This is a genomic window from Mucilaginibacter sp. OAE612 (assembly GCF_041806395.1).
GTDB lineage: Bacteria > Bacteroidota > Bacteroidia > Sphingobacteriales > Sphingobacteriaceae > Mucilaginibacter > Mucilaginibacter rubeus.
In genome coordinates this window covers 744170-764083 of sequence record NZ_JBGMUW010000001.1, presented here as the reverse complement: position 1 = coordinate 764083, position 19914 = coordinate 744170, and the positions used below count along the sequence as shown (strand labels likewise).

Here is a 19914-nt window from a genome sequence, read left to right as displayed (position 1 = left end):
GTTTTACCGTCCCATCAGGGTCTCTCGCAGAGGACCCTGATGTTTGCGCGCAGGCGATAAAAGACTTACATTTTTAAAACTTCGTAAGTCTTGTTCCGAATTATAAACCAATTACACCTATGAAGAAGTTTTTTAGTTACCTGATGCTGGGCCTGTTCGGTCCTATAACCGCCTGCAGCAGCCATGCACAGCAAGTTGAACCTATTAAACATACAGCGCCCTATAATGGCCTTATCCATGTCGTGCTCGACAGGGATTTCCCCGATCCTACGGTAATCAGGTATAAGGGTAAATATTATGCGTACGCCACCCAATCGCCGGGAGGTGATGGGAAAATGATCAATATCCAGGTGGCCTGGTCAACTGATCATGAACATTGGGCTTACGCTGGTGATGCTTTGCCGCAAAAACCTTCATGGGCTTCCAATACGCAAAACTTTTGGGCGCCGGATGTTTTCTTCGATGCCAAACTCAATAAATTTGTGATGTTCTTTTCAGCCGATCCAAACGAGTTGACCGGCAAATGGATGGGCATTGCTTATGCAGATAACCCGCTTGGCCCTTTTACAGACCGGGGCACCCCATTTATGAAAGGCCCGGATTTTCACTGTATAGATCCAAAAGCTTTTGTTGATCCTAAAACCGGGAAGCATTTTCTTTACTGGGGATCGGACTTTCAGCCATTGCGGGTACAGGAGATGAAAGATGACTGGTCGGACTTTAAAGAGGGCTCACAGCCAACCGTTGTAGTTGAGCCGGGAAAAGACAAAAGTTACAGCAATTTGGTTGAAGGCTCATGGCTTGATTATGATAACGGTACGTATTACCTGTATTACTCGGGTGATAACTGTTGTGGTACCGGGGCTAATTATGCTGTGATGGTAGCCAAGGCAGATAATCCGCTCGGTCCGTTTGTACGATTGGGAGAAAGCGATCAAACACTCAATAGCGCCATTTTAATAAAAGACGCGGTTTATACAGCCCCCGGCCACAATTCTATTTTCACCGATGAAAAGGGGAACAAATTCATAGCCTATCATGCTATTGAGATAGCACATAAGGAAAAAGGCAGGGTAATGTGTATCAGCCCTATCAAATATCAAAACGGCTGGCCGGTGGTAACTAAATAACAAACAACATGGCTCATCAATTAAAACATCTTGTAGTTTGCGGATTACTGTCGCTGACTTTTTTTAAAGTTCAGGCACAGGGATCGGGTAACAAAAATTTTAAACCGGCCGCCGGTGTAAGCATAAACGCGAGTACTACAAACGTTATAGTAACCTGGCCGGCAGGAAGCAACAGCAGTGGCAGGCTTATTTTAAATCTCAAAAATGATCAGCCCTTGTTCAGCAGTATCCAATTAGGTAAAGGAGGAATTTATAAGCCGGTAATTGAAAATGTCGATCCGCAGTTTATCCTTACAGAAGGTAAGCGTGACCTCATCTCTCAAAACGGCTGGAACATCTTTTTTGATAAAGTACCGCTGAAACCTCACCATTCATACAAAATAGATTTTCATAAAAAGGGCATCAGCGTAAGCAACAAAGGCTCGCGCACTATAATTATCCTGCCCGGATTAGAAGCTCCCAATTTTAAAGGCGACCTGGAGATAACTCTCTATAACGGCGAGCCCATGTTTAATGTGGCCGCTATGGTATCGACGCAAATTGACTCGACAGCTATTTTGTATGATGCCGGTTTAGTAGCGAAAACTCAACCTGTTAAAACAGTAAGTTACAGTGATGTTTATGAGCACCTGCAAAATGATAAGGCTAACCAGGCAGATACCGCCAAAAATCTTGCTGTAAAATACCGTACTATTATCGGGAGTAACGATAAAGGCAGTATAGCCGTATTCCCCGCGCCGCACCAGTATTTTTATCCGCTGGATGAAGCCTTCAACCTCAAATTTGTTTGGCACGGTAATAATTACCGCAACCTGCTTCCGGGCTATGGCCTTGGCATCCGGCAGGAGTTACAGGGCGATAAACGGTACGTTCCCTGGTTTAACGCGCCTCCCGGAACTAAACAACGGCTCAACTTTTTTTGCCTGCTGGGTAATGATGGTGCCGATAACCTGCTGAATAAAGTAAAGCTATTCACCCATGATGACAGTTACAAGCCGCTGCCCGGTTATAAAACCATGGCAAGTCATTTTCATAATGAGTTTGTCATGAGCGTGGTGCTGGCGGGTAAGCCGGTTCCAGACAGCCCGTCGTTTGTGAAAGTGCTGAAAAGGCAGGGTATTAATATCGTTCATCTGGCTGAATTTCATTATACCGCCCATCCCAAAGGACCGGATGAGCAACGCCTTAAGGAGTTAAAAGCACTGTTTGACCAGTGCAGCCGTTTGTCGGATAAAAACTTTTTGCTGCTGCCCGGCGAGGAACCTAATGAGTTTTTCGGCGGGCACTGGCTGGCATTTTTCCCTAAGCCGGTTTATTGGATCATGTCGCGCAAAGCGGGTGCTCCTTTTGAAAGCACTGATGCCGAACATGGCAAAGTTTACCACATTGGGGACAAAGCCGATATGCTGAACCTGCTTAAAGCCGAAAATGGTTTGGCCTGGACAGCGCATGCCCGTACAAAGGGATCAACCGGTTTCCCGGATGCTTATAAAAAAGAAGATTTTTACCTGTCCGACAGATTTTTAGGAGCTGCCTGGAAAGCTTTACCTGCTGATCTTTCAGAGCCTCGTTTAGGCAAACGGGTATTTGATCTGATGGATGATATGAATAACTGGGGCCTGAAAAAGAAAGTACTTTCCGAAGCTGACTTGTTCAGCATCGAGCCTGAAAATGAAATGTACGCCCATCTCAACGTAAACTACCTGAAGCTCGCCAAACAGCCGCAATATAAAAATGGCTGGCAACCTGTACTCGATGTACTGGAGCAGGGAAAATTCTTTTCCACTACCGGCGAAGTTTTGATAGAAGATTTTACCGTAAACGGCCATTCTTCAGGCGAAACCATCGCCCTCCCTGTCAATGGTAAATGTACCGTCAATTTTAAAACCAATTGGACATTCCCGCTCAATTTTGCCGAAATCATTTCGGGAGATGGGAAGCGGGTTTATCGTGAGCACATCGATCTTACTTCAACCCAGGCCTTCGGCACAAAAACATTTAGTAAAGTGTTAAACATGAAAGGCCGCAAATGGGTACGGCTTGAAGTATGGGATGCTGCGGTTGATGGCGCTTATACACAAACGGTTTGGTTGAAGTAAAAACAAACCTACGCCGCCGCTCGGCTCCAGTCGAGTGGCAACTATAAAAACGGCCTCTAGCCGGCCGCCGCCGTTGTTGGTGACAACACAAACAACGGCATAGTTTAAATAGCGTGAACACTTATAAAATTACGGTTCAGGTAATATTCAGACCTGAACCGTTCTTCTTAAATATTTCGGTGTGTATTTTACAGGGATTTTAACCAGTGCCCGCTCTGTGAAAAAGCTTTTCAGGACTGCCACTTTCCCGGTGCGGATGAGATAACTGATGAATAAGGCAATTAACATAAATTTTTACTTAACAATACTTGCAAAACGTTGATAAAAGGCGGTAGGGCTGTCGGCATGCTTGGGCTCATATTTGCCTGCAATAATGGGGATATAGATTACCCTGCGGCGGCTTGCTTCACCAATTACGGTTGACTGGGCTACGCGATGCCACAAGCGGCCGTCATGTATGGTCAGGTCGCCGGCTGTGGGGATAATAGCTACCTCATTTTCGTCGGTATCATGATCAAGGAAATACTTTTTACGGAAAAGCATCTGGTAAAGGTTTTGCTTATGTGTACCGGGCAGGATGCGTAAACCGCCGTTCTCGGGTTTCAGCGTGCTGAGATGGATGCCGACATTCAACATTGGGTTTAACTTTTGCCCGTGAAAAATATCGCGCAAGCCATCGGTATGCCAGCCCATTTTGGTAAAGCTACTTTCGGGGCCGTTTACATAGTGGTTAAAAACCATGCCGTCCTTTTCTTCAGTTCCTAAACGCGAGCCTTCGCCTATGAGGTTAAGCAGTACCTCGAAACGCGGATCTTTGGTGAACTCATTTAACAGGTTATGATGCTGATTAATAAAAGCAAAACGCTGCACAATAGGCGACCCGTCAAGATCTTTGCCGTATTTAATAGGTACGCCATTCACCTTCTCAGTTTTGTTGCTGATCCAGGTATTTTCAACCTGTTTTGATGCATTGATGATGTCAGTAACTGTTTCGGGCTTAATGAAGTTTTTAAAATGAATAAAGCCGTGCTGATTAAAAAAAGCTTGCTGTTCGGGCGTAATTGTTGAGCCTAAGGTGAATTTTTGATATGACGCTGCCATGTGGTGGAAAAGATATTATTGTACCGGGAAATGAATTTGTAAACGCTGGGTACCGCCTGGGCGGTGTAAGAAAGGAGCGGATCCTTTAAGGGAAAATTAACAACAACAGCTGCACATGACCCTTGTTATCAAGGGCATTCGCATTGGGCATGCAAATATTATGTTGTGCGTATTGTTCAATATATATTAAATCTATCTTTTTAGTAGATTAATACAAATTTAAACAAATTGTTAATCATACCAAATATTTCTGAAAATATTTCTTAATGCTTATAAAGCCCTGCTGTTACGCGTTCAATCAGGCTTTTAGGACTGCATGTTGCCGCTGCGGCCGAGAGCTTATTTAAAAATCCGGGGACTATTTCGGCCTTTTTATTGAACATTCCTTTTATGCCGATAGCCGCAACCTCATCTGCTGTCATGTTAAATTTGGCTGCCAGTTCGGCCAGGGCATCCATCCCCGCGCTGTGGGCAAAGCCCGTGTCTGTAGGGCCGGGGCAAAGGCAGCTTACTGATACCGGCGTTTCCTTAAGCTCATATCTTAAAGCCCGGCTAAATGATAAAACAAACGCTTTGGTGGCTGCATATACAGCCAGTGTCGGTACCGCCTGGTAAGCCGCGGTGCTGGATACATTGAGGATAAAAGCCCGCTGCTGCAATTTTAAAAGCGGGATAAAGTGATAAGAGAGCTCGGTAAGGGCATTCATATTAACGTGCATCATACCTGTTTGTGCGCTCAGATCCAGCTCGTCGAAATTTCCCCATGCGCCATGCCCCGCGTTATTTATTAATATCGATACTGGTTCATTTAAATTTTTAGCCCAGTCAAAGATCCGGAGGGCAGCAACCGTGCTGGAAAGATCAATCGCGAGATAATCAGTCTTAACATGAAAGTTGGCTTTTATTTGGGCAGATAAGGCAATGAGGTCATTCTCCGACCGGGAAACCAGCAGTAGGTTATATCCTTTTTGAGCCAGCAATATAGCCATTGACCGCCCAATGCCTTTACCTGCTCCCGTAACTAAAGCGTACTGATCCATCATTTTTATAAGTATATCTGCACTGCAAGTTTAAATAAAAATAATCTACTAAACTTGTAGACTATTTAAAATGTTATTACGTTTGTGTTGATATGAAAACTATACTGTCCCGTTTTCGTTTTTTAAGCTACAACCAGCAAGGTTATTGTTGTTGCCGGTAAATCTTAACCGCTCCCCTATTCGTTATTATATCTGTAACACAACAATTATCACAAGCTTAAAATTGATCATGACCGCTTATCGTACAAAATATTTATTCAGCGCCTTTGTAGTCATTGGTTCTATGTTATCTGTACTTCCTGCATCGGCCCAACTCTCGGCTTCGATAAGGTATAAGCTCAACCTGCGGCCCGATACATCTGCCCATAGTATAATTGATGATAGTTATTCGTCCAAGCTGCTTGCGGGGGTATCAAACAAACCTGTTATTGATAAAGCCGACGCCGCTTTTGAGACGGATCTGGAAAGTGAACTGGATACCCATGCCGGCCGTAAAAAGGTGTTGAACTATTTAAAAGAGCTATCGGCCAATAATACCGGCGAAAGTATTTATAACCAGGCGAAAGTTAAATCATATTATAAGCTTGCCAATGTATTTGCCAGGCTGCATTTGTACCCTTTGGCCATGAAATGCTTTTTTAAAGCGATGGTATCTAAAAAGGACGGAAATAATCTTGTACCTGCAGCTCCTGATTCTCTTGTTTCTGATACAACCGGCCGGCAGTTACATTTAAACAGCGGCCTGCTGGCCATTAACGCGAATGACGATTCGGTATTTGTAAACACCCCGGTTCAATTAAAAGATAGAAAAGAAAAGAAGAGCAAGTCTATCACTTATAATCGCATTTTGAATACCTTTAACGATGGTAAAAAAGCGGCTGCTTACGCGCTATTATTTCATGTAAAACAGCCAAAACCAGGTAAACCGACCGTATTTGTACGGGCTAACACCGGTCATACTTTTATCACCCTCATCAAGTACAACACCGATTCAAGCTCGGTTTCTGTTTCCTTCGGATTTTATCCTAAAAAGGACAATATATTTTCAGCCACTCCATGGGAGCCGGAAACCTCGGGCACTTTCAAAAATGATGAGGCGCACAAGTGGGATGAAGTAATGGGCAAGTTTATAACCGAACGCCGGTTTAAAAGGATCCTGAAACTAAGCCGTTTATACGATGGGTTGGAGTATCACCTGTCAAAAAATAACTGTACCGATTTTGCATTGCAGGCAGCTTCATATGCCGGTTTCGGGGTAACTAATTCAAAAGGTTCATGGCCATTAGGGCATGGCAATAATCCCGGAACAACCGGACAAAGCATAATAGCAGGCGGTATTTATGATAATGATAAGGCCGATCTGTTTATTGATTTTGATGAGAATCTGAAATAAGACAGCTTACATGTCGCTCCATTCAGACAGGTTGGCCAAAATTGGCAACAGCGCCTCCCCTTTTGGCGTTAAGGTATAATCAACCCGCGTGGGCACAGCAGGAATGATGGTTTTGCTTATGAGCCCTGAAGTTTCCAGCTCTTTCAATTGTTTACCTAATGTTTGATCGGTTATACCTTGCATTGCTGCTTTTAACAAGCTAAAGCGGTCATTCCCTTCGGAGATATGAATAACGATAAGCGCCTTCCACCTGCCCGAAATAGCGTCCAATGCGCCGTTTATCCGGCACGACCGGTACAGGAAATGCCTTGTTTATGGCGTTTGATGAGTTTTCTTTGATCATAAGTATATAAAAGCTAAAAGCAGAATGCACAAAGCTGAAAGCCAATAGCCTGATTGTTAAAATTAAATAATAGAACCTATATAAGTACTCCTTTTTTTGTGAGTTGCTCCCAATTAAAGTAGTAAGGATTATTTACGTGTCGGGTATTTAGTTTTGGGCACAAGCAAATTTAAAGCGCTGCATTTATGAAAGCAATACAATTGAACGGTTTTGGCGATGTATCTAACTTCAGTTTAACTCATCTGGATCCTCCTGTAATTAAAAATGACGAAGTGCTGATCCAGATCAAAGCATCGGCCTTTAATCCTATTGATTACCAGATGCGCCTGGGCTTACGCGAAAGCAGGCTGATGCGCTCACCAATTTTAGGGCGTGAACTTTCGGGCATAGTGCAACAGGTGGGGCCCGATGTTATCGGTTTTAAGCCGGACGATGAGGTGATTGCCCTGGCCGGTAGCCGCGGCTCAAACGGAAGTTATGCCGAATTAATGGCGTTGAATTACCGGATGATTGGCCGTAAACCTCACCATATCAGTTTTGAAGAAGCTGCAGCTATCCCTTCGTCGGGTTTAACGGCCTGGCATAGTTTTACCAGGATGAAGGCCGAAGTTTCTGACAGCATTTTTATTAATGGCGCGGCTGGTGGCGTGGGCAGGTTTTTGATAAAACTGTTAAAAGCGAATGGGGTTTCAAACATCGTAGCTACGGCAGGTAGCGGGCAAAGTGTAGCCGCATTGCAAAGCCTCGGCCTTTGTGACGGGCAAATCATTAATTATAATCAACCGGATTTAAAAGAGCTGATTATTGCGGCCAACCAAGGTAAGCGGTTTGATTATGCTGTTGACCTTGTTGGAGGCACAATAGCCGAAACCGCTGCCGATGTATTAAAAATGAACGGGAACTATGTTGATGTTACTTTTTTAGGTACCTCTGTCGCCCGCGAAATTTTATTTGATAAAGGGGCCAATATCCTCAACATTGCGGCCTACGCATTTGCAATTGAAAATAACCTTTCATGGTACGGTGATACGCTCAATCATTTGGCCCAACTAATTGAAAATCACGAAATTGATGCGCCTGCCATAAATATTATCGGCAACCTTAGCGTTGAAACTGTGCGGGAGGCCCACCGGCTGATGGAAACTAATCGTATTTACGGTAAAAAGTTGGTTATGGAGGTTCAAAAGTTTTAAATCTCTTTTAATGTGCTCCCATCTGCGCCTACCTCAAGTACGTGTTGTACACCGCATTTAAGGGCGAAGTTGTTTTTCTGATGCCCCACCGGGAAATCAAAGCAAACAGGATAACTATAATCCTTTACTTTTTCGGTAACGATATCATAAATGGTGTGACCGAATTCTTCGCCTTCAATATCCGGCGTTAGTTGAAAGCCTCCTATAATTAACCCGGCCAGGCGCGAAAGTTTACCGCTTTGTTTCAGGTTCCAGAACATGCGGTCGATATTGTAAAGGCGTTCATGGGTATCTTCAACAAATAAGATTTTTCCATCCGTGTCAAGGTCAGACGGCGTGCCTGAAAGCGTCGCGATCAGGTTCAGGTTACCGCCAACCAAGGGGGCATCGGTTTCTCCGGGGCGGTTTTGGGGGCAAGCAGGTGACGAATAATTAAGACTTTCACCGGTAAGTGCCTGCCTGATGGATTGAATGGTGGCCATCTGCATGGGATCGGCCTTTGCCCAGTCGTCAGGAAAACTGTTGCACATTTTTGAATGCAAGGTTGCAATACCAAAATTGCGGTTGATATGGCAATGCAACGCGGTAATGTCGCTGAAGCCGATGATCCACTTGGGCTTCTTTTTAAACTGCCTGAAATTCAGCCGGTCGATGATCCTCACCAATCCGTAACCTCCCCTTGCACACATAATGGCTTTAATCTCCGGGTTATCCAGCATCTGCTGCAGGTCTGCCACGCGTTCTTCATCTGTTCCTCCGTATATAAAATCCTTTTTGCCTGTGTTATCGCCAAGCTCTACCTTAAAGCCCCAGCTTTGCATAAGTTGTACAGCCGGTATAAGATCAGCCAGGCTCATATATCCCGATGGACTGATAATGCCTATGGTATCTCCATGTTGTAAATAGAGAGGGATTTTGTGATGAGCTTTAGCATAAGGATTGGGGGGCGTAACCGACCACGCCCCTGAGGTTGATAACGCGGCGCCGGCAGTGACTAAGGATGAGATGAAGCGTTTTCGGTTCATTTTATACCTGCTGCATTTTGATACAACAGGGTTTATAAAAGTATAAAAAACGGGGTAATAAGTGATGAATACCCGGCAGGCAAAATTCATTATCCTATAATCTTTACATAACCTCTCGCCTGCTTTTACCTAAAGATCAGTAAGTTTGAATTTGATGAAGATAAAGTATATCCCATTTACCGGAATTAAATTATTTACAGGGTTTGCCCTGATGCTATTGTCGCTCGTTTTCCAGGCTTGCCACACCACTGGTCATAAAGATGAAACTGATACCACAACTTCAAGGCCTGTAGTTAATGCATCAGCCACCGGTTTTAAAATTAAAGCAGCTATCTCCTGTACCAAAAACGGGATGATCAGGGAAGACAGTATTTTATACATGCACCAGGGCGGGGAGGCATTTAAACCCACAATAGTTAACGATAACAGTACACCGGCCGATAAAGCAGCTCATGATATGGCCTGGATCCCCGGCGGCACTTTCAGCATGGGTGGGGTTAATCCAAGGGGTATGACCGATGGCGGTATGGAAGCCATGGACGATGCCAGGCCTGTTCACCGGGTTTTTGTTGATGGTTTTTACATGGATAAAACCGAGGTAACCAATAACCAATTTGCCAAATTTGTAAAAGCTACCGGCTATATAACCGTGGCTGAACAAAAACCTACCGAGGCTGAATTTCCGGGTGTACCGGCCGAAAAACTGGTTGCCGGATCGGTGGTTTTTACCCCTCCGCACCAGAAAGTACAGTTAGATGATATTTCGCAATGGTGGTCGTACCAAAACGGGGCCGACTGGAAACACCCGCTTGGGCCGGGCTCCGACTTGATAGGGAAGGAAAATTATCCGGTAGTACAGGTAGCCTGGGAAGATGCTGCTGCCTATGCCAAATGGGCCGGAAAACGCCTGCCCACAGAGGCCGAATGGGAGTTTGCTGCAAGAGGAGGTAAAGCCGGTGAGCTATACCCCTGGGGCAACCAGTTAAAACAGGACGGGCGCTGGATGGCCAACACATTCCAGGGATCTTTTCCTGATCATGATAATGCCGAAGATGGTGAAACCGGCCTGGGGCCGGTAAAAAAATACCCGGCGAATGCTTACGGTTTGTATGATATGGCCGGCAACGCATGGGAATGGTGTGCTGACTGGTACCGAAATGATTATTATAATAGTTTTAATCCTAATATGGTTGCGCGCAATCCTAAAGGGCCTTCTGATTCTTCAGATCCGCAGGAGCCGGGGCAAAAAAAGAAGGTTCAAAGAGGCGGCTCATTTTTATGTACTGACCAGTACTGCACCCGCTATATGGTAGGCTCGAGAGGTAAAGGCGAATATCGCTCGGCAACAAACCACGTTGGCTTTAGGTGTGTAAAGGATGTTAAGCATGGTAATAATACGACACAGGATACCCAAAAAGCACTTTAATATATTTCGTGATATTATATATAAGAGTTTATCGGGAACAATGGGTAACAAGTTCAAAAGCTTTCTGCTTTAAGCATTCCGCCTTCCGCTTCAAAAAGGGCATAAAAAAAAGAAGCACTCCTGATGGGCAGGAATGCGTTCTAACCAATTATAAACCTAAATTATGAGAAGAGATGTAAACCCGGAGTCGAACCGGCGGCGCTGCCTGTCAGCCATTCACATGATGTTACAAATATACGTGTAATCTTTACATTTATTGTCATCTTAGTATGAAAATTTTATTTTTATTGGTATTTTTTTATAGATAGCGATTGGTTTATGGATAATTGGCAATGAACTAATGAACATAGTCGTTAACTTAAAAAGTGGGGGATTGCGAGATTCCCTCTTAAGTTTAACTTAACCCATAAAATACTGGGACCATTTGAGTGGCAAAGCGCGTGGTTTTGTCCCTCTGGGGCAATGGAAAGCTGGAGGCGCTAATATGCTACAAACCTTTGCACCTCTGGTGCAGCTTGTCAATTCTTAACTTAACGGTATCGGGTATAGCGCTTTATAATCAGGTCCTGCGGCTTTCCACAGTGTATACGAAGCTTTCGGCTTTGTAATAGCCGAGGTTATACTCCATGGGGCGCTCGCCCTGGTCGTAAACAAATCTTTTTCTGAACAATACGGGGCTGCCGGTTTCAATTTCAAGCTTGGCGGCAATAAACTTATTAGCTTCCAGTGCACTGATCTCTTCTTTTGACAGGTTTGCTATCGTAGAATATTCGTCCTCCAGCATTTCATAAAGCGGGCGTTTAAAATCTTCTTCGCCGGTAAGGCCTATCCGCGGGTGAAAATAAGAGATGAAATAAACAAAAGGATTGTCGCTGCTGCCCCGTAACCGCTCCATTTTCACAATTTTTTTCTCTGTACTGATATCGAAAAAGCTGGCGGTGCTTTCATCAGGAAATACCCAGCTTACATGCAGCTCATAATTTTTTACGGTAATACCTCTCGCTTTCATTTCCTGCGAAAAACTGAGCCAGTTCATCGATTTTGAACTGATCCTCGAGTTAGCAACTTTGGTACCAAAACCCTTTTTGCGGATCAACAGTTCTTCGTAAACCAGTTTGTTAATAGCCTGGCGCAGTGTTGTGCGGGATATAGCCAACTTTTTTGCCAGCTCTACCTCGTTAGGTAATAATTTACCCGCCTGGTAAACCGGGCCTTTGATCAGTTCGCGAAGCAATTGCTCGGCCTGTATATGGAGTGGAATAGGGCTTTTATGGTCGATGGCTAATTTCATAATGGCTTTTACTAACCTTAATGAGGAAATATATGGCTAAAGATAGTAAAAAGGTTAATTATGTATTTACATGGTTTAAGCGTGTGTTTTAATTCGCCAAACAGGATATTTATATATTGTATGGAACGTTAATAATTCAATGACTTTATTCTATTTCTACCAACCTAACTACGCAGCAGTGATTGGTATCGACTATTTACTTTCAGAGCTCCATAACTTAATGTTCATACAAATAGTTATTTCATTGTTTAATATTATAAATTGTTCCATAATTACCCCTCGACTAAAGGTACAACTGATGGAAATAACCCTTTAATTACTTATAAATCACCTGATTATGTCGTTATGAATCTGGCGAAAGCGTTACTACTTTCATACTACTTGCTAATCCTGGTATCAGTATTTATATTCTGAACTGGCGCCGGGTTGGGCCATTCATAAAAACACGGTCGAAACCAGTCATCCGGCTACTTCTTAGTATGCAGTTTAGTTAATGCAAATTGCCCTATCCTATCGCCCTCATCTACACCGTTAGTTATGGATGGCATATAATGGATACCGCCATAAAACCTGCTGATAGCAGCCTCTTCGGCCGCGGCCTTAAAGGATTTAAAATTGCGCGCGGGGATAGCAAACTCCATTTCTGTAGAGTCAATGAACGAAAATTCATCGCCAAATAGTTTGCTTAACACGGCTGCTGATGCGGTAGATACAACACTATGCCCGCTGGTATACTCGGGGAAAGGCGGCGTTTGCAGCAATGGCATCCAGCTTTGATCAATATACTGGTTAATGTAAGTTTCGGGCCTGATCACCTTGCTCCGATATTTTTCGTCCCAGCAGTTTATAAAACTATCTGCAATGACTACAGCTATACAAGCATAAGCTTCGGCGCTTTTCACGTAACCGGCCTTAGCCTTACGACAAGCCAGCGCCGTGATATTGATCCAATGCCCTCCCGGCGAGATCTTTTTTGTGGCAAACATAGTGTGCCCGTTGATATTCACCTTAAAGGGGTTATCATCCCAAAAGGTGGCGATAGTTGCCTCATCATCGGTGAGGTGCTTGCCGGTATCATATACTTCCATAGCCAGCTTGTAAAAATTACTGCCGGGGATGTTGCTGAAGGTAAAGGGATGAGCCGGCTTAAATTGCTGTGCCGAATCAAGCAAAAATGGGCGGATCTCGTTCCAGTGCGGTTCAATACCTTTCATGTAGGCCGGTGGGGTGGGCTTCCAGCTTGCGTCATCGGTTTGCACATCATATTTTGATAATGAGCGGGTATGTTTATAGTTATCCTTACCCGCCCATTTTATGATCCTGTCGGCAATAAGTTTACCGTACGCTATCGAGTTATCATAAACACTATCGGGCATGCCGGTATTTTTAAACTCCTGCATCAGTTTGTCATGAAAACCCTCTATCCTGCCCTCACTCATCACCAGGATTTTGCCAACGGTTAAAATAGCATGAGATGCCGATAACGTGAAGCAATATTTTTTACCGGCTATAGGCTTAGGCACCGAGTCGAGCCCTTTCAGTTGCCCTTCAAGCGATTGGTAATGATCATCGCCATTTCGCGCAGCCTCATATGCAGCCACACAAATATAGGCATAAATACGACTGGCAACCGGCGGCGAATAAATATCATGCCTTACCACATCAGTAACATCTTTGATAGACCGGTGGATAAAATCCGGGGTTTCGGCCGGTTTTTCCCAGCTTTTCTTACCGCATGATGAGCAGGTTATAATAACGATAAATGCAAAATATAGTCTCTTCATCATGATGAACAGCAACGGCTTGATCAGTTTAATTGGTCTGCCCCTCAAATCAGGGGTTCAGATCAAAGCTAACAGATAATCAATATTTAAGTATGGGCCGATAGTAATTAACTAACTTTTGATACAATTTGCAGAAACCGGAATTGTAAAATCCGTTTTCTTTACAGTGGCTTATTGTATTATAACCAATAAGTTAAAGCTTAACCAAAGCATAAACCATCGTTCAATTATTAACCATATCTGCATGATAAAAAGTTTACCCCAGGCGTTTAAACTATCTACCTTATTGTTACTTTTTTTTGGTGCCGGATGTTCAAAAAAGTCATCGGGCCCAACGCTCTTTAAGCTGCTCGATGCTTCACAAACCGGTATCGATTTTAAAAATACCATTACCGAAAGTGACAGTATCAACATCCTTAACCACCCTTACCTGTACAATGGCGCCGGTGTTGGTATCGGCGATTTTAACCGTGATGGCCTGCCCGATGTTTACTTTGCCGGCAACATGGTCGCCAATAAATTATACATTAACAAAGGCTCACTTACTTTTAAAGATGTTACCGATGCGGCGGGTGTAGCCGGTAATGGCGACTGGTACGCAGGTGTATCAGTAGTTGATATCAATAACGATGGCTGGCCGGACATATACGTTTGTTCATCATTTAAAAGCAATCCCAACCATCGCAAAAACCTGCTTTTCATCAACCAGGCAACTAATAAAGATGGCGTGCCAACCTTCAAGGAATCGGCGGCAGCATATGGCTTGCAGGATACCGGCTATAGCACCCAAGCCGTATTTTTTGATTACGACCATGACGGAGACCTCGACATGTACTTGCTCACCAACTTTTTAGGCAAAGAAACGCCGGTGGCCTATCGCCCCAAATTAACCGATGGCAGCGCACTGAATAACGACCGCCTTTACCGCAACAACGGAAATGGCACCTTCACCAATGTAACCAAAGAAGCAGGGATATTGATAGAGGGCTTTGGCAACTCGGTTTCCATATGCGATGTGAATAACGATGGCTGGCCGGATGTTTATGTAGGTAACGACTTTATATCGAACGATGTACTGTGGGTGAACAATAAAAACGGCACGTTCAGCAACCGCGCGGGCGAGTATTTTAAACACACGGGCTGGTCGGTAATGGGATCGGATATGGTTGATATTAATAACGATGGCAAGGCCGACCTGGTATCATTAGAGATGCTGCCCGAAGAAAATGTGCGTAAAAAAACGATGCTTGTAGGCGATAATTACATTACCTATATCAACAATAACAAATTCAAGTACGAGCACCAGTACATCCGTAACGTGCTGCAGCTTAATCAGGGTCAAACACCCGCCGGTCATCCGCAATATAGCGAAATAGCTTACCAGGCTGGTGTTTATCAAACCGACTGGAGCTGGACACCTCTTGTGGCCGATTTTGATAACGACGGTTATCGTGACATGATGATCACCAACGGTTATCCCCGCGACGTTACGGACCTTGATCACGCCCTGTACAGTAACGATCAGGGCCGTACAGTTAAAGAGAATACTACTTTAGCTGCTGCCGATTCATTTCCGGTTGTAAAAACACCGAGCTATGCTTTCAGGAATGCAGGCGGGTATTTGTTTAAAGATCAATCGAAAGATTGGGGAATTGTAAAACCTACCTTTTCAACCGGCGGCGTTTATGCCGATCTGGATAATGACGGAGATCTTGACCTCGTGATCAATAATATTGATGACGATGCTTTTATTTATGAAAACACCGCTAACAGCAAAACGCAGGTAGCCAAAGATCACCACTACCTAACTGTTGCACTACAGGGCGACAACAAAAATATTGACGGTATTGGTGCTACCATCCGTATCTATTACAAAGGCAAGCAGCAGTTTTATGACCAGCAACCCTGTCGCGGCTATATGAGTACGGATGATGCCCGCGGGCATTTTGGCATAGGGGCCACTACATCTGTCGACTCATTGCGGGTACGCTGGCCCGATGGTAAAACCCAGTTGCTTACCAATGTTAAGGGAAACCAAACACTTACATTACAATATAAAAACGCGTCGGGCTATTTCCCGCCAGAGGCATCCGGCAAAATCATCCCGGTGTTTCAGGAGGCTAACAACCAAACAGGCATAAAATACGTGCACCAGGAAAAAGACGCTATCGATTATAATATACAGCCTACCCTGCCGCACAAGCTAAGCCAATATGGCCCGGCTATTGCCGTTGGCGATGTGGATGGCAATGGTTACGATGACCTTTTTATAGGAGGTTCAGCAGGTAACAAAGGGGTATTTTTTATGCAGGATGCAACCGGTCATTTCGCTATGGATAACAACCGTTTTATGCACGAAGATTTTAAAGAAGAGGAAGACATGGGTGCATTATTGTTTGATGCCAATGGCGATGGCTTCCCTGATCTGTATATCGCAAGTGGTAGTTACGAATTCCAGAAAGGGCATACCACGGCTCAGGACAGGCTTTACATCAACGATAAAAAAGGCCATTTCACCCGCGACCTTGCCGCGGTGCCCGTGGAATATGATAATGGTTCATGTGTACGTGCTGCTGATTTTGACGGCGATGGCGATTTGGACCTTTTTGTAGGTTCAAGGTCGGTTTCAGGGGCTTACCCTTCATCACCGGTTAGCCATTTGCTCAAGAACGATAGCGGTAAATTTACCGATGTTACCAGCCAGTTTTGCCCCGAACTGATACATGGCGGCATGATCACCGACGCGCTTTGGTCGGATTTTGACAAGGATGGCAAGGCGGACCTGGTGGTGGTTGGCGAATGGATGCCGGTTACCTTTTACAAAAACACCGGCCACGGCCTTAGCAAGATCAAATCGGGCATTGATGATCATGTGGGCTGGTGGAACAGCATTGTTGCCGGGGATTTTAACAACGATGGCAACATTGATTACGTAGCCGGTAACCTGGGCCAAAACTCAAACTACAAAGCATCATTTGAGCAACCCATGACCATTATGGGTAAAGATCTGGATGGTAACGGCTCCTTCGATGCCATGATATTTTGCTTTATGAAGGATGAGGACGGCTCACAGAAACCCTTCCCCATGCATACCCGCGATGACCTCATCAGCCAGGTGATCTCCATCCGCAAAAAATATCCAAGCTATCGCGGCTTTGGTCATGCGACAATGAATGATCTTTGGACTGAGAAAGACAAAGAAGGCGCCGTAATCCTTAAGGCAACCGATATGAACACCAGCCTTATCACCGGTAAAGGCACTGGTACCTTTAGTATCAGTGCATTACCGCAAGACGCACAAATGGCCCCGGTGTACGGCATGATAGCCGAAGATGTTGACCACGATGGCAATCTCGACCTGATAATGGTTGGCAACGATTTTGGTATGGAACCTTTTACCGGGAGGCATGATGCTTTTATGGGTTTATATATGAAAGGCAATGGAAAAGGCAGCTTTGCTCCGCTATCAGTAGCCAATAGTGGTATTTATATAGCGGGCGACGGTAAAGGGCTGGCAAGTGTGCAATCGGCAAAAGGAGGCGGGGTTTTAGTAGCTACCCAAAATCAGGATAGCATTAAAGTATTCCGCAAAACGGGCGTTAATTCTGCCAGGCGATATATTAAATTAAAGGCCGATGATTTTTATGCTGATATTACGCTCAAGAACGGAGGCAAAAAGCATATTGAATTTTATTATGGATCAACCTACCTATCGCAATCGTCAAGGATCTTGGAACTGGATGCCAATATAGCAGAGGTAACCATAACAAGCTATAACGGGAGAAAAAGGAAAGGGAGTTGATGGTTGTAAATTCATGCATGTTCGTCATGCCATACTAAACCGGCGGCCGATAGCCAAAAGGGGGGGATATTGGTAAGTTAAACTCCAATCTTCCTACTTTAATCAACTAATCAACCAACTCACTCACAATTTTTGCCGACAGCAAACACAATGGGATCCCTCCTCCCGGGTGTACGCTTCCCCCGCAAAAATATAAATCTTTTATTTTCGACGATTTATTGGCGTGCCGTAAAAATGCTGCAAACCGGCTGTTGGAGCTGGTACCATACAGCGAGCCCTGGTACGAGGACGTGCGACTTTCGATGCTCCGCGGATCAAGGATGCTTTCATTAGCAATAAGTTTGCGGATGTCTTTATTTAGCAAACGGCTTAACTTATTTAATACATTTTCCCTCGCCCCGGCTATCAGTGCATCCCAATCCTGCCCGGTATTAGCAGGTACGTTGATCATTACAAACCAGTTTTCGCAACTCTCGGGAGCATCGTCTGGTTTATATTTGGAGCTGATGTTAAGGTAAACGGTAGGGTCATGATAAATCTCCTTTTCCCGCCAAATGTGATTAAACTCGGCCTCATAATCAGCACTGAAAAAAATATTATGCAGGTCAAGTTCTCTGAACTGATCCCGGATCCCCCAATAAAATATCAGGGCCGAACTGCTTCGCTCCTGGTTTAATATTTTTTGAGGGTGAAGTTTGGGATGACTGCTTAGCAGCTTGTGATAGGTGAACCAGATATCCATATTGGATACCACAAGATCCCCTTCAACTACTCCATCATTCGTCCTGATCCCTTTTACTGTGTGACCTTGCAATACAATTTCTGCTACCGGGTTATTGTAGTAAAACTTTACACTTACTGATTCGGCCAGCGCCACTAAGCAAGAAATTATGTTATACATCCCACCCTCCGGAAAATAAGCGCCAAAATGCTGCTCCAGGTGCGGGATTACGTTCAGCGTGGCCGGTGCGCTATAAGGGTTTGAACCATTATAGGTTGCATACCTGTCGAAAAATTGCACTATCCTTTTATCCCTGAAAAAGACCTCATTGGCCTTGTGCATAGTGCGAAAGGCATCTATCTTACCAAACCGGAATATTGATTTGACGGTATCCCAGCGCAGATGGGTTTTAAGCCGATGCAGGGAGCGCTCTAAAAAAACGTGGTTGGTAACGTTATAGACCATACTGCTGTTATCAAGGTAATGCTTTACAGCTGCGGCAGGTTCTCCTGTCTTTTCCTGTATCTCCTCACTAAACTTGCCTGCATTGGCGTAGGCGGTTAAACGCGTACCATCTTCATAAAAATATCTGCAAACAACATCCAGCTTTTGATACCTGAAATAATCAGACGGGGTTTTTCCGGCCAGCTTAAAAAGCTCGTCGACATATTGCGGCATGGTAAACAGGCTCGGCCCGGCATCAAAGCGGTAACCATCCTGCTCAAACCGGCTCAACTTACCGCCGGGGTAACTATTAGCCTCATAAACCTCAACCTGATATCCTTTTACCGCCAGGCGGATAGCGGTCGCAATTCCCGCTATACCGGCGCCAATAATCAAAGCTTTTTTGGGGAGAGGCATGGGGTAAAGATAAGCAAGCCCCCTCTAATCTCCCCCGGGTGGGGAGACTTTTTAATACATAATAAAGCCCTCCCCATCCGGGGAGGGTTGGGTGGGGCTACACATGATGAACGCCTTCGCCTATCTCTTCAATAGCTTTACGGTTAAATGCTTCCAAATCATCAGGGCGGCGACTTGTTACCAGGCCATTATCAACTACCACTTCTTCGTCAACCCAATCGGCGCCTGCGTTTTTAAGATCGGTTTGTAACGATGGGTATGAAGTTAACCGTCTCCCGTTGATCATACCTGTTTCTATCAGCAATTGCGGCCCGTGGCATATTGCCGCTACCGGTTTGCCCTCATCCAAAAATGCAGATGCAAAGGCAACGGCGTCTTTATTTTGCCTCAATTTATCGGGGTTAAGCACGCCGCCCGGTAAAACAAGTGCGTCATAGTCATCAGGACTTACTTCATTTAATTGTTTATCAACATTGATTTCAATGCCCCAGTTAGTCTTATCCCACGCTTTGATCTTTCCGCTTTTTGGGGATATCACGTGTACCGTTGCACCTGCCTGCTCAAGGGCTTGTTTTGGGCTTGTTAATTCAACCTGCTCAAATCCTTCTTCGGTAAGGATTGCCACCTTACGACCATTTAAACTTGCCATAATTTATAATTTATTAATTAATGATTATAAAAATTAAATACAATATAAATACAGGC

14 protein-coding genes are annotated in these 19914 nt (G+C 44.6%); 6 read left to right on the top strand and 8 right to left on the bottom strand.

What is annotated here, in order from left to right; genetic code table 11:
* Positions 1–119 precede the first annotated feature (119 nt).
* Together ABID99_RS03400 and ABID99_RS03395 are read left to right on the top strand one after the other, a co-directional pair.
* On the top strand, positions 120–1130 hold the full coding sequence (locus ABID99_RS03400; RefSeq protein ID WP_373612857.1) for a glycoside hydrolase family 43 protein: 1011 nt from the start codon (positions 120–122) through the stop codon (positions 1128–1130).
* 8 nt (positions 1131–1138) lie between these two features.
* Positions 1139–3229, top strand: coding sequence for a hypothetical protein (locus ABID99_RS03395; RefSeq protein ID WP_373612856.1), 2091 nt, complete (start codon positions 1139–1141; stop codon positions 3227–3229).
* A gap of 294 nt (positions 3230–3523) precedes the next feature.
* On the opposite strand, the gene ABID99_RS03390 is transcribed toward ABID99_RS03395, so the two are convergent.
* Positions 3524–4330, bottom strand: coding sequence for a phytanoyl-CoA dioxygenase family protein (locus ABID99_RS03390; protein WP_373612854.1), 807 nt, complete (start codon positions 4328–4330; stop codon positions 3524–3526).
* Positions 4331–4593: 263 nt separating this feature from the next.
* Positions 4594–5373, bottom strand: a complete 780-nt coding sequence (locus ABID99_RS03385) for an SDR family NAD(P)-dependent oxidoreductase (RefSeq protein WP_373612853.1) — start codon at positions 5371–5373, stop codon at positions 4594–4596.
* A gap of 226 nt (positions 5374–5599) precedes the next feature.
* Between ABID99_RS03385 and ABID99_RS03380 the strand changes: the two genes are divergently transcribed.
* Complete coding sequence (locus ABID99_RS03380) at positions 5600–6763, top strand: hypothetical protein (protein WP_373612852.1); 1164 nt, start codon at positions 5600–5602, stop codon at positions 6761–6763.
* A gap of 6 nt (positions 6764–6769) precedes the next feature.
* On the opposite strand, the gene ABID99_RS03375 is transcribed toward ABID99_RS03380, so the two are convergent.
* The gene (locus ABID99_RS03375) at positions 6770–7033 is read right to left on the bottom strand and encodes a winged helix-turn-helix transcriptional regulator (RefSeq protein ID WP_373612851.1); all 264 of its coding nucleotides are present in this window, start codon (positions 7031–7033) and stop codon (positions 6770–6772) included.
* Positions 7034–7291: 258 nt separating this feature from the next.
* Here ABID99_RS03375 and ABID99_RS03370 point away from each other — a divergent pair, with 258 nt between their 5' ends.
* Positions 7292–8299, top strand: a complete 1008-nt coding sequence (locus ABID99_RS03370) for a zinc-binding alcohol dehydrogenase family protein (RefSeq protein WP_373612850.1) — start codon at positions 7292–7294, stop codon at positions 8297–8299.
* Here ABID99_RS03370 and ABID99_RS03365 read toward each other — a convergent pair.
* Positions 8296–9324 (bottom strand): LD-carboxypeptidase, encoded by a 1029-nt coding sequence (locus ABID99_RS03365; RefSeq protein ID WP_373612849.1) that lies wholly within the window; start codon positions 9322–9324, stop codon positions 8296–8298. The two genes, ABID99_RS03370 and ABID99_RS03365, sit on opposite strands and share 4 nt — an antisense overlap.
* 154 nt (positions 9325–9478) lie before the next feature.
* Here ABID99_RS03365 and ABID99_RS03360 point away from each other — a divergent pair, with 154 nt between their 5' ends.
* Positions 9479–10750, top strand: a complete 1272-nt coding sequence (locus ABID99_RS03360; RefSeq protein ID WP_373612848.1) for a formylglycine-generating enzyme family protein — start codon at positions 9479–9481, stop codon at positions 10748–10750.
* A gap of 559 nt (positions 10751–11309) precedes the next feature.
* Here the strand turns inward: ABID99_RS03360 and ABID99_RS03355 are convergent.
* Together ABID99_RS03355 and ABID99_RS03350 are read right to left on the bottom strand one after the other, a co-directional pair.
* Positions 11310–12041 carry a GntR family transcriptional regulator gene (locus ABID99_RS03355; RefSeq protein ID WP_373612847.1) on the bottom strand — a complete coding sequence of 244 codons (732 nt, stop codon included), beginning with the start codon at positions 12039–12041 and terminating at the stop codon, positions 11310–11312.
* Between the two features lie 467 nt (positions 12042–12508).
* Positions 12509–13828, bottom strand: coding sequence for a vanadium-dependent haloperoxidase (locus ABID99_RS03350; protein ID WP_373612846.1), 1320 nt, complete (start codon positions 13826–13828; stop codon positions 12509–12511).
* Positions 13829–14069: 241 nt separating this feature from the next.
* Here ABID99_RS03350 and ABID99_RS03345 point away from each other — a divergent pair, with 241 nt between their 5' ends.
* Positions 14070–17627 (top strand): VCBS repeat-containing protein, encoded by a 3558-nt coding sequence (locus tag ABID99_RS03345; RefSeq protein ID WP_373612845.1) that lies wholly within the window; start codon positions 14070–14072, stop codon positions 17625–17627.
* Between the two features lie 106 nt (positions 17628–17733).
* On the opposite strand, the gene crtD is transcribed toward ABID99_RS03345, so the two are convergent.
* Both crtD and ABID99_RS03335 read right to left on the bottom strand, forming a co-directional pair.
* Positions 17734–19209, bottom strand: a complete 1476-nt coding sequence (gene crtD / locus ABID99_RS03340; protein WP_373612844.1) for a 1-hydroxycarotenoid 3,4-desaturase CrtD — start codon at positions 19207–19209, stop codon at positions 17734–17736.
* Between the two features lie 97 nt (positions 19210–19306).
* Positions 19307–19858, bottom strand: a complete 552-nt coding sequence (locus ABID99_RS03335) for a type 1 glutamine amidotransferase domain-containing protein (protein WP_373612843.1) — start codon at positions 19856–19858, stop codon at positions 19307–19309.
* Between the last annotated feature and the right edge of the window lie 56 nt (positions 19859–19914).

Excerpts from the sequence above, each read along its gene's own strand:
- ABID99_RS03400 (WP_373612857.1), top strand. The coding sequence starts at position 120 with ATGAAGAAGTTTTTTAGTTACCTGATGCTGGGCCTGTTCGGTCCTATA.
- ABID99_RS03395 (WP_373612856.1), top strand. The coding sequence starts at position 1,139 with ATGGCTCATCAATTAAAACATCTTGTAGTTTGCGGATTACTGTCGCTG.
- ABID99_RS03390 (WP_373612854.1), bottom strand. The coding sequence starts at position 4,330 with ATGGCAGCGTCATATCAAAAATTCACCTTAGGCTCAACAATTACGCCC.
- ABID99_RS03385 (WP_373612853.1), bottom strand. The coding sequence starts at position 5,373 with ATGATGGATCAGTACGCTTTAGTTACGGGAGCAGGTAAAGGCATTGGG.
- ABID99_RS03380 (WP_373612852.1), top strand. The coding sequence starts at position 5,600 with ATGACCGCTTATCGTACAAAATATTTATTCAGCGCCTTTGTAGTCATT.
- ABID99_RS03370 (WP_373612850.1), top strand. The coding sequence starts at position 7,292 with ATGAAAGCAATACAATTGAACGGTTTTGGCGATGTATCTAACTTCAGT.
- ABID99_RS03365 (WP_373612849.1), bottom strand. The coding sequence starts at position 9,324 with ATGAACCGAAAACGCTTCATCTCATCCTTAGTCACTGCCGGCGCCGCG.
- ABID99_RS03360 (WP_373612848.1), top strand. The coding sequence starts at position 9,479 with ATGAAGATAAAGTATATCCCATTTACCGGAATTAAATTATTTACAGGG.
- ABID99_RS03355 (WP_373612847.1), bottom strand. The coding sequence starts at position 12,041 with ATGAAATTAGCCATCGACCATAAAAGCCCTATTCCACTCCATATACAG.
- ABID99_RS03350 (WP_373612846.1), bottom strand. The coding sequence starts at position 13,828 with ATGATGAAGAGACTATATTTTGCATTTATCGTTATTATAACCTGCTCA.
- ABID99_RS03345 (WP_373612845.1), top strand. The coding sequence starts at position 14,070 with ATGATAAAAAGTTTACCCCAGGCGTTTAAACTATCTACCTTATTGTTA.
- crtD (WP_373612844.1), bottom strand. The coding sequence starts at position 19,209 with ATGCCTCTCCCCAAAAAAGCTTTGATTATTGGCGCCGGTATAGCGGGA.
- ABID99_RS03335 (WP_373612843.1), bottom strand. The coding sequence starts at position 19,858 with ATGGCAAGTTTAAATGGTCGTAAGGTGGCAATCCTTACCGAAGAAGGA.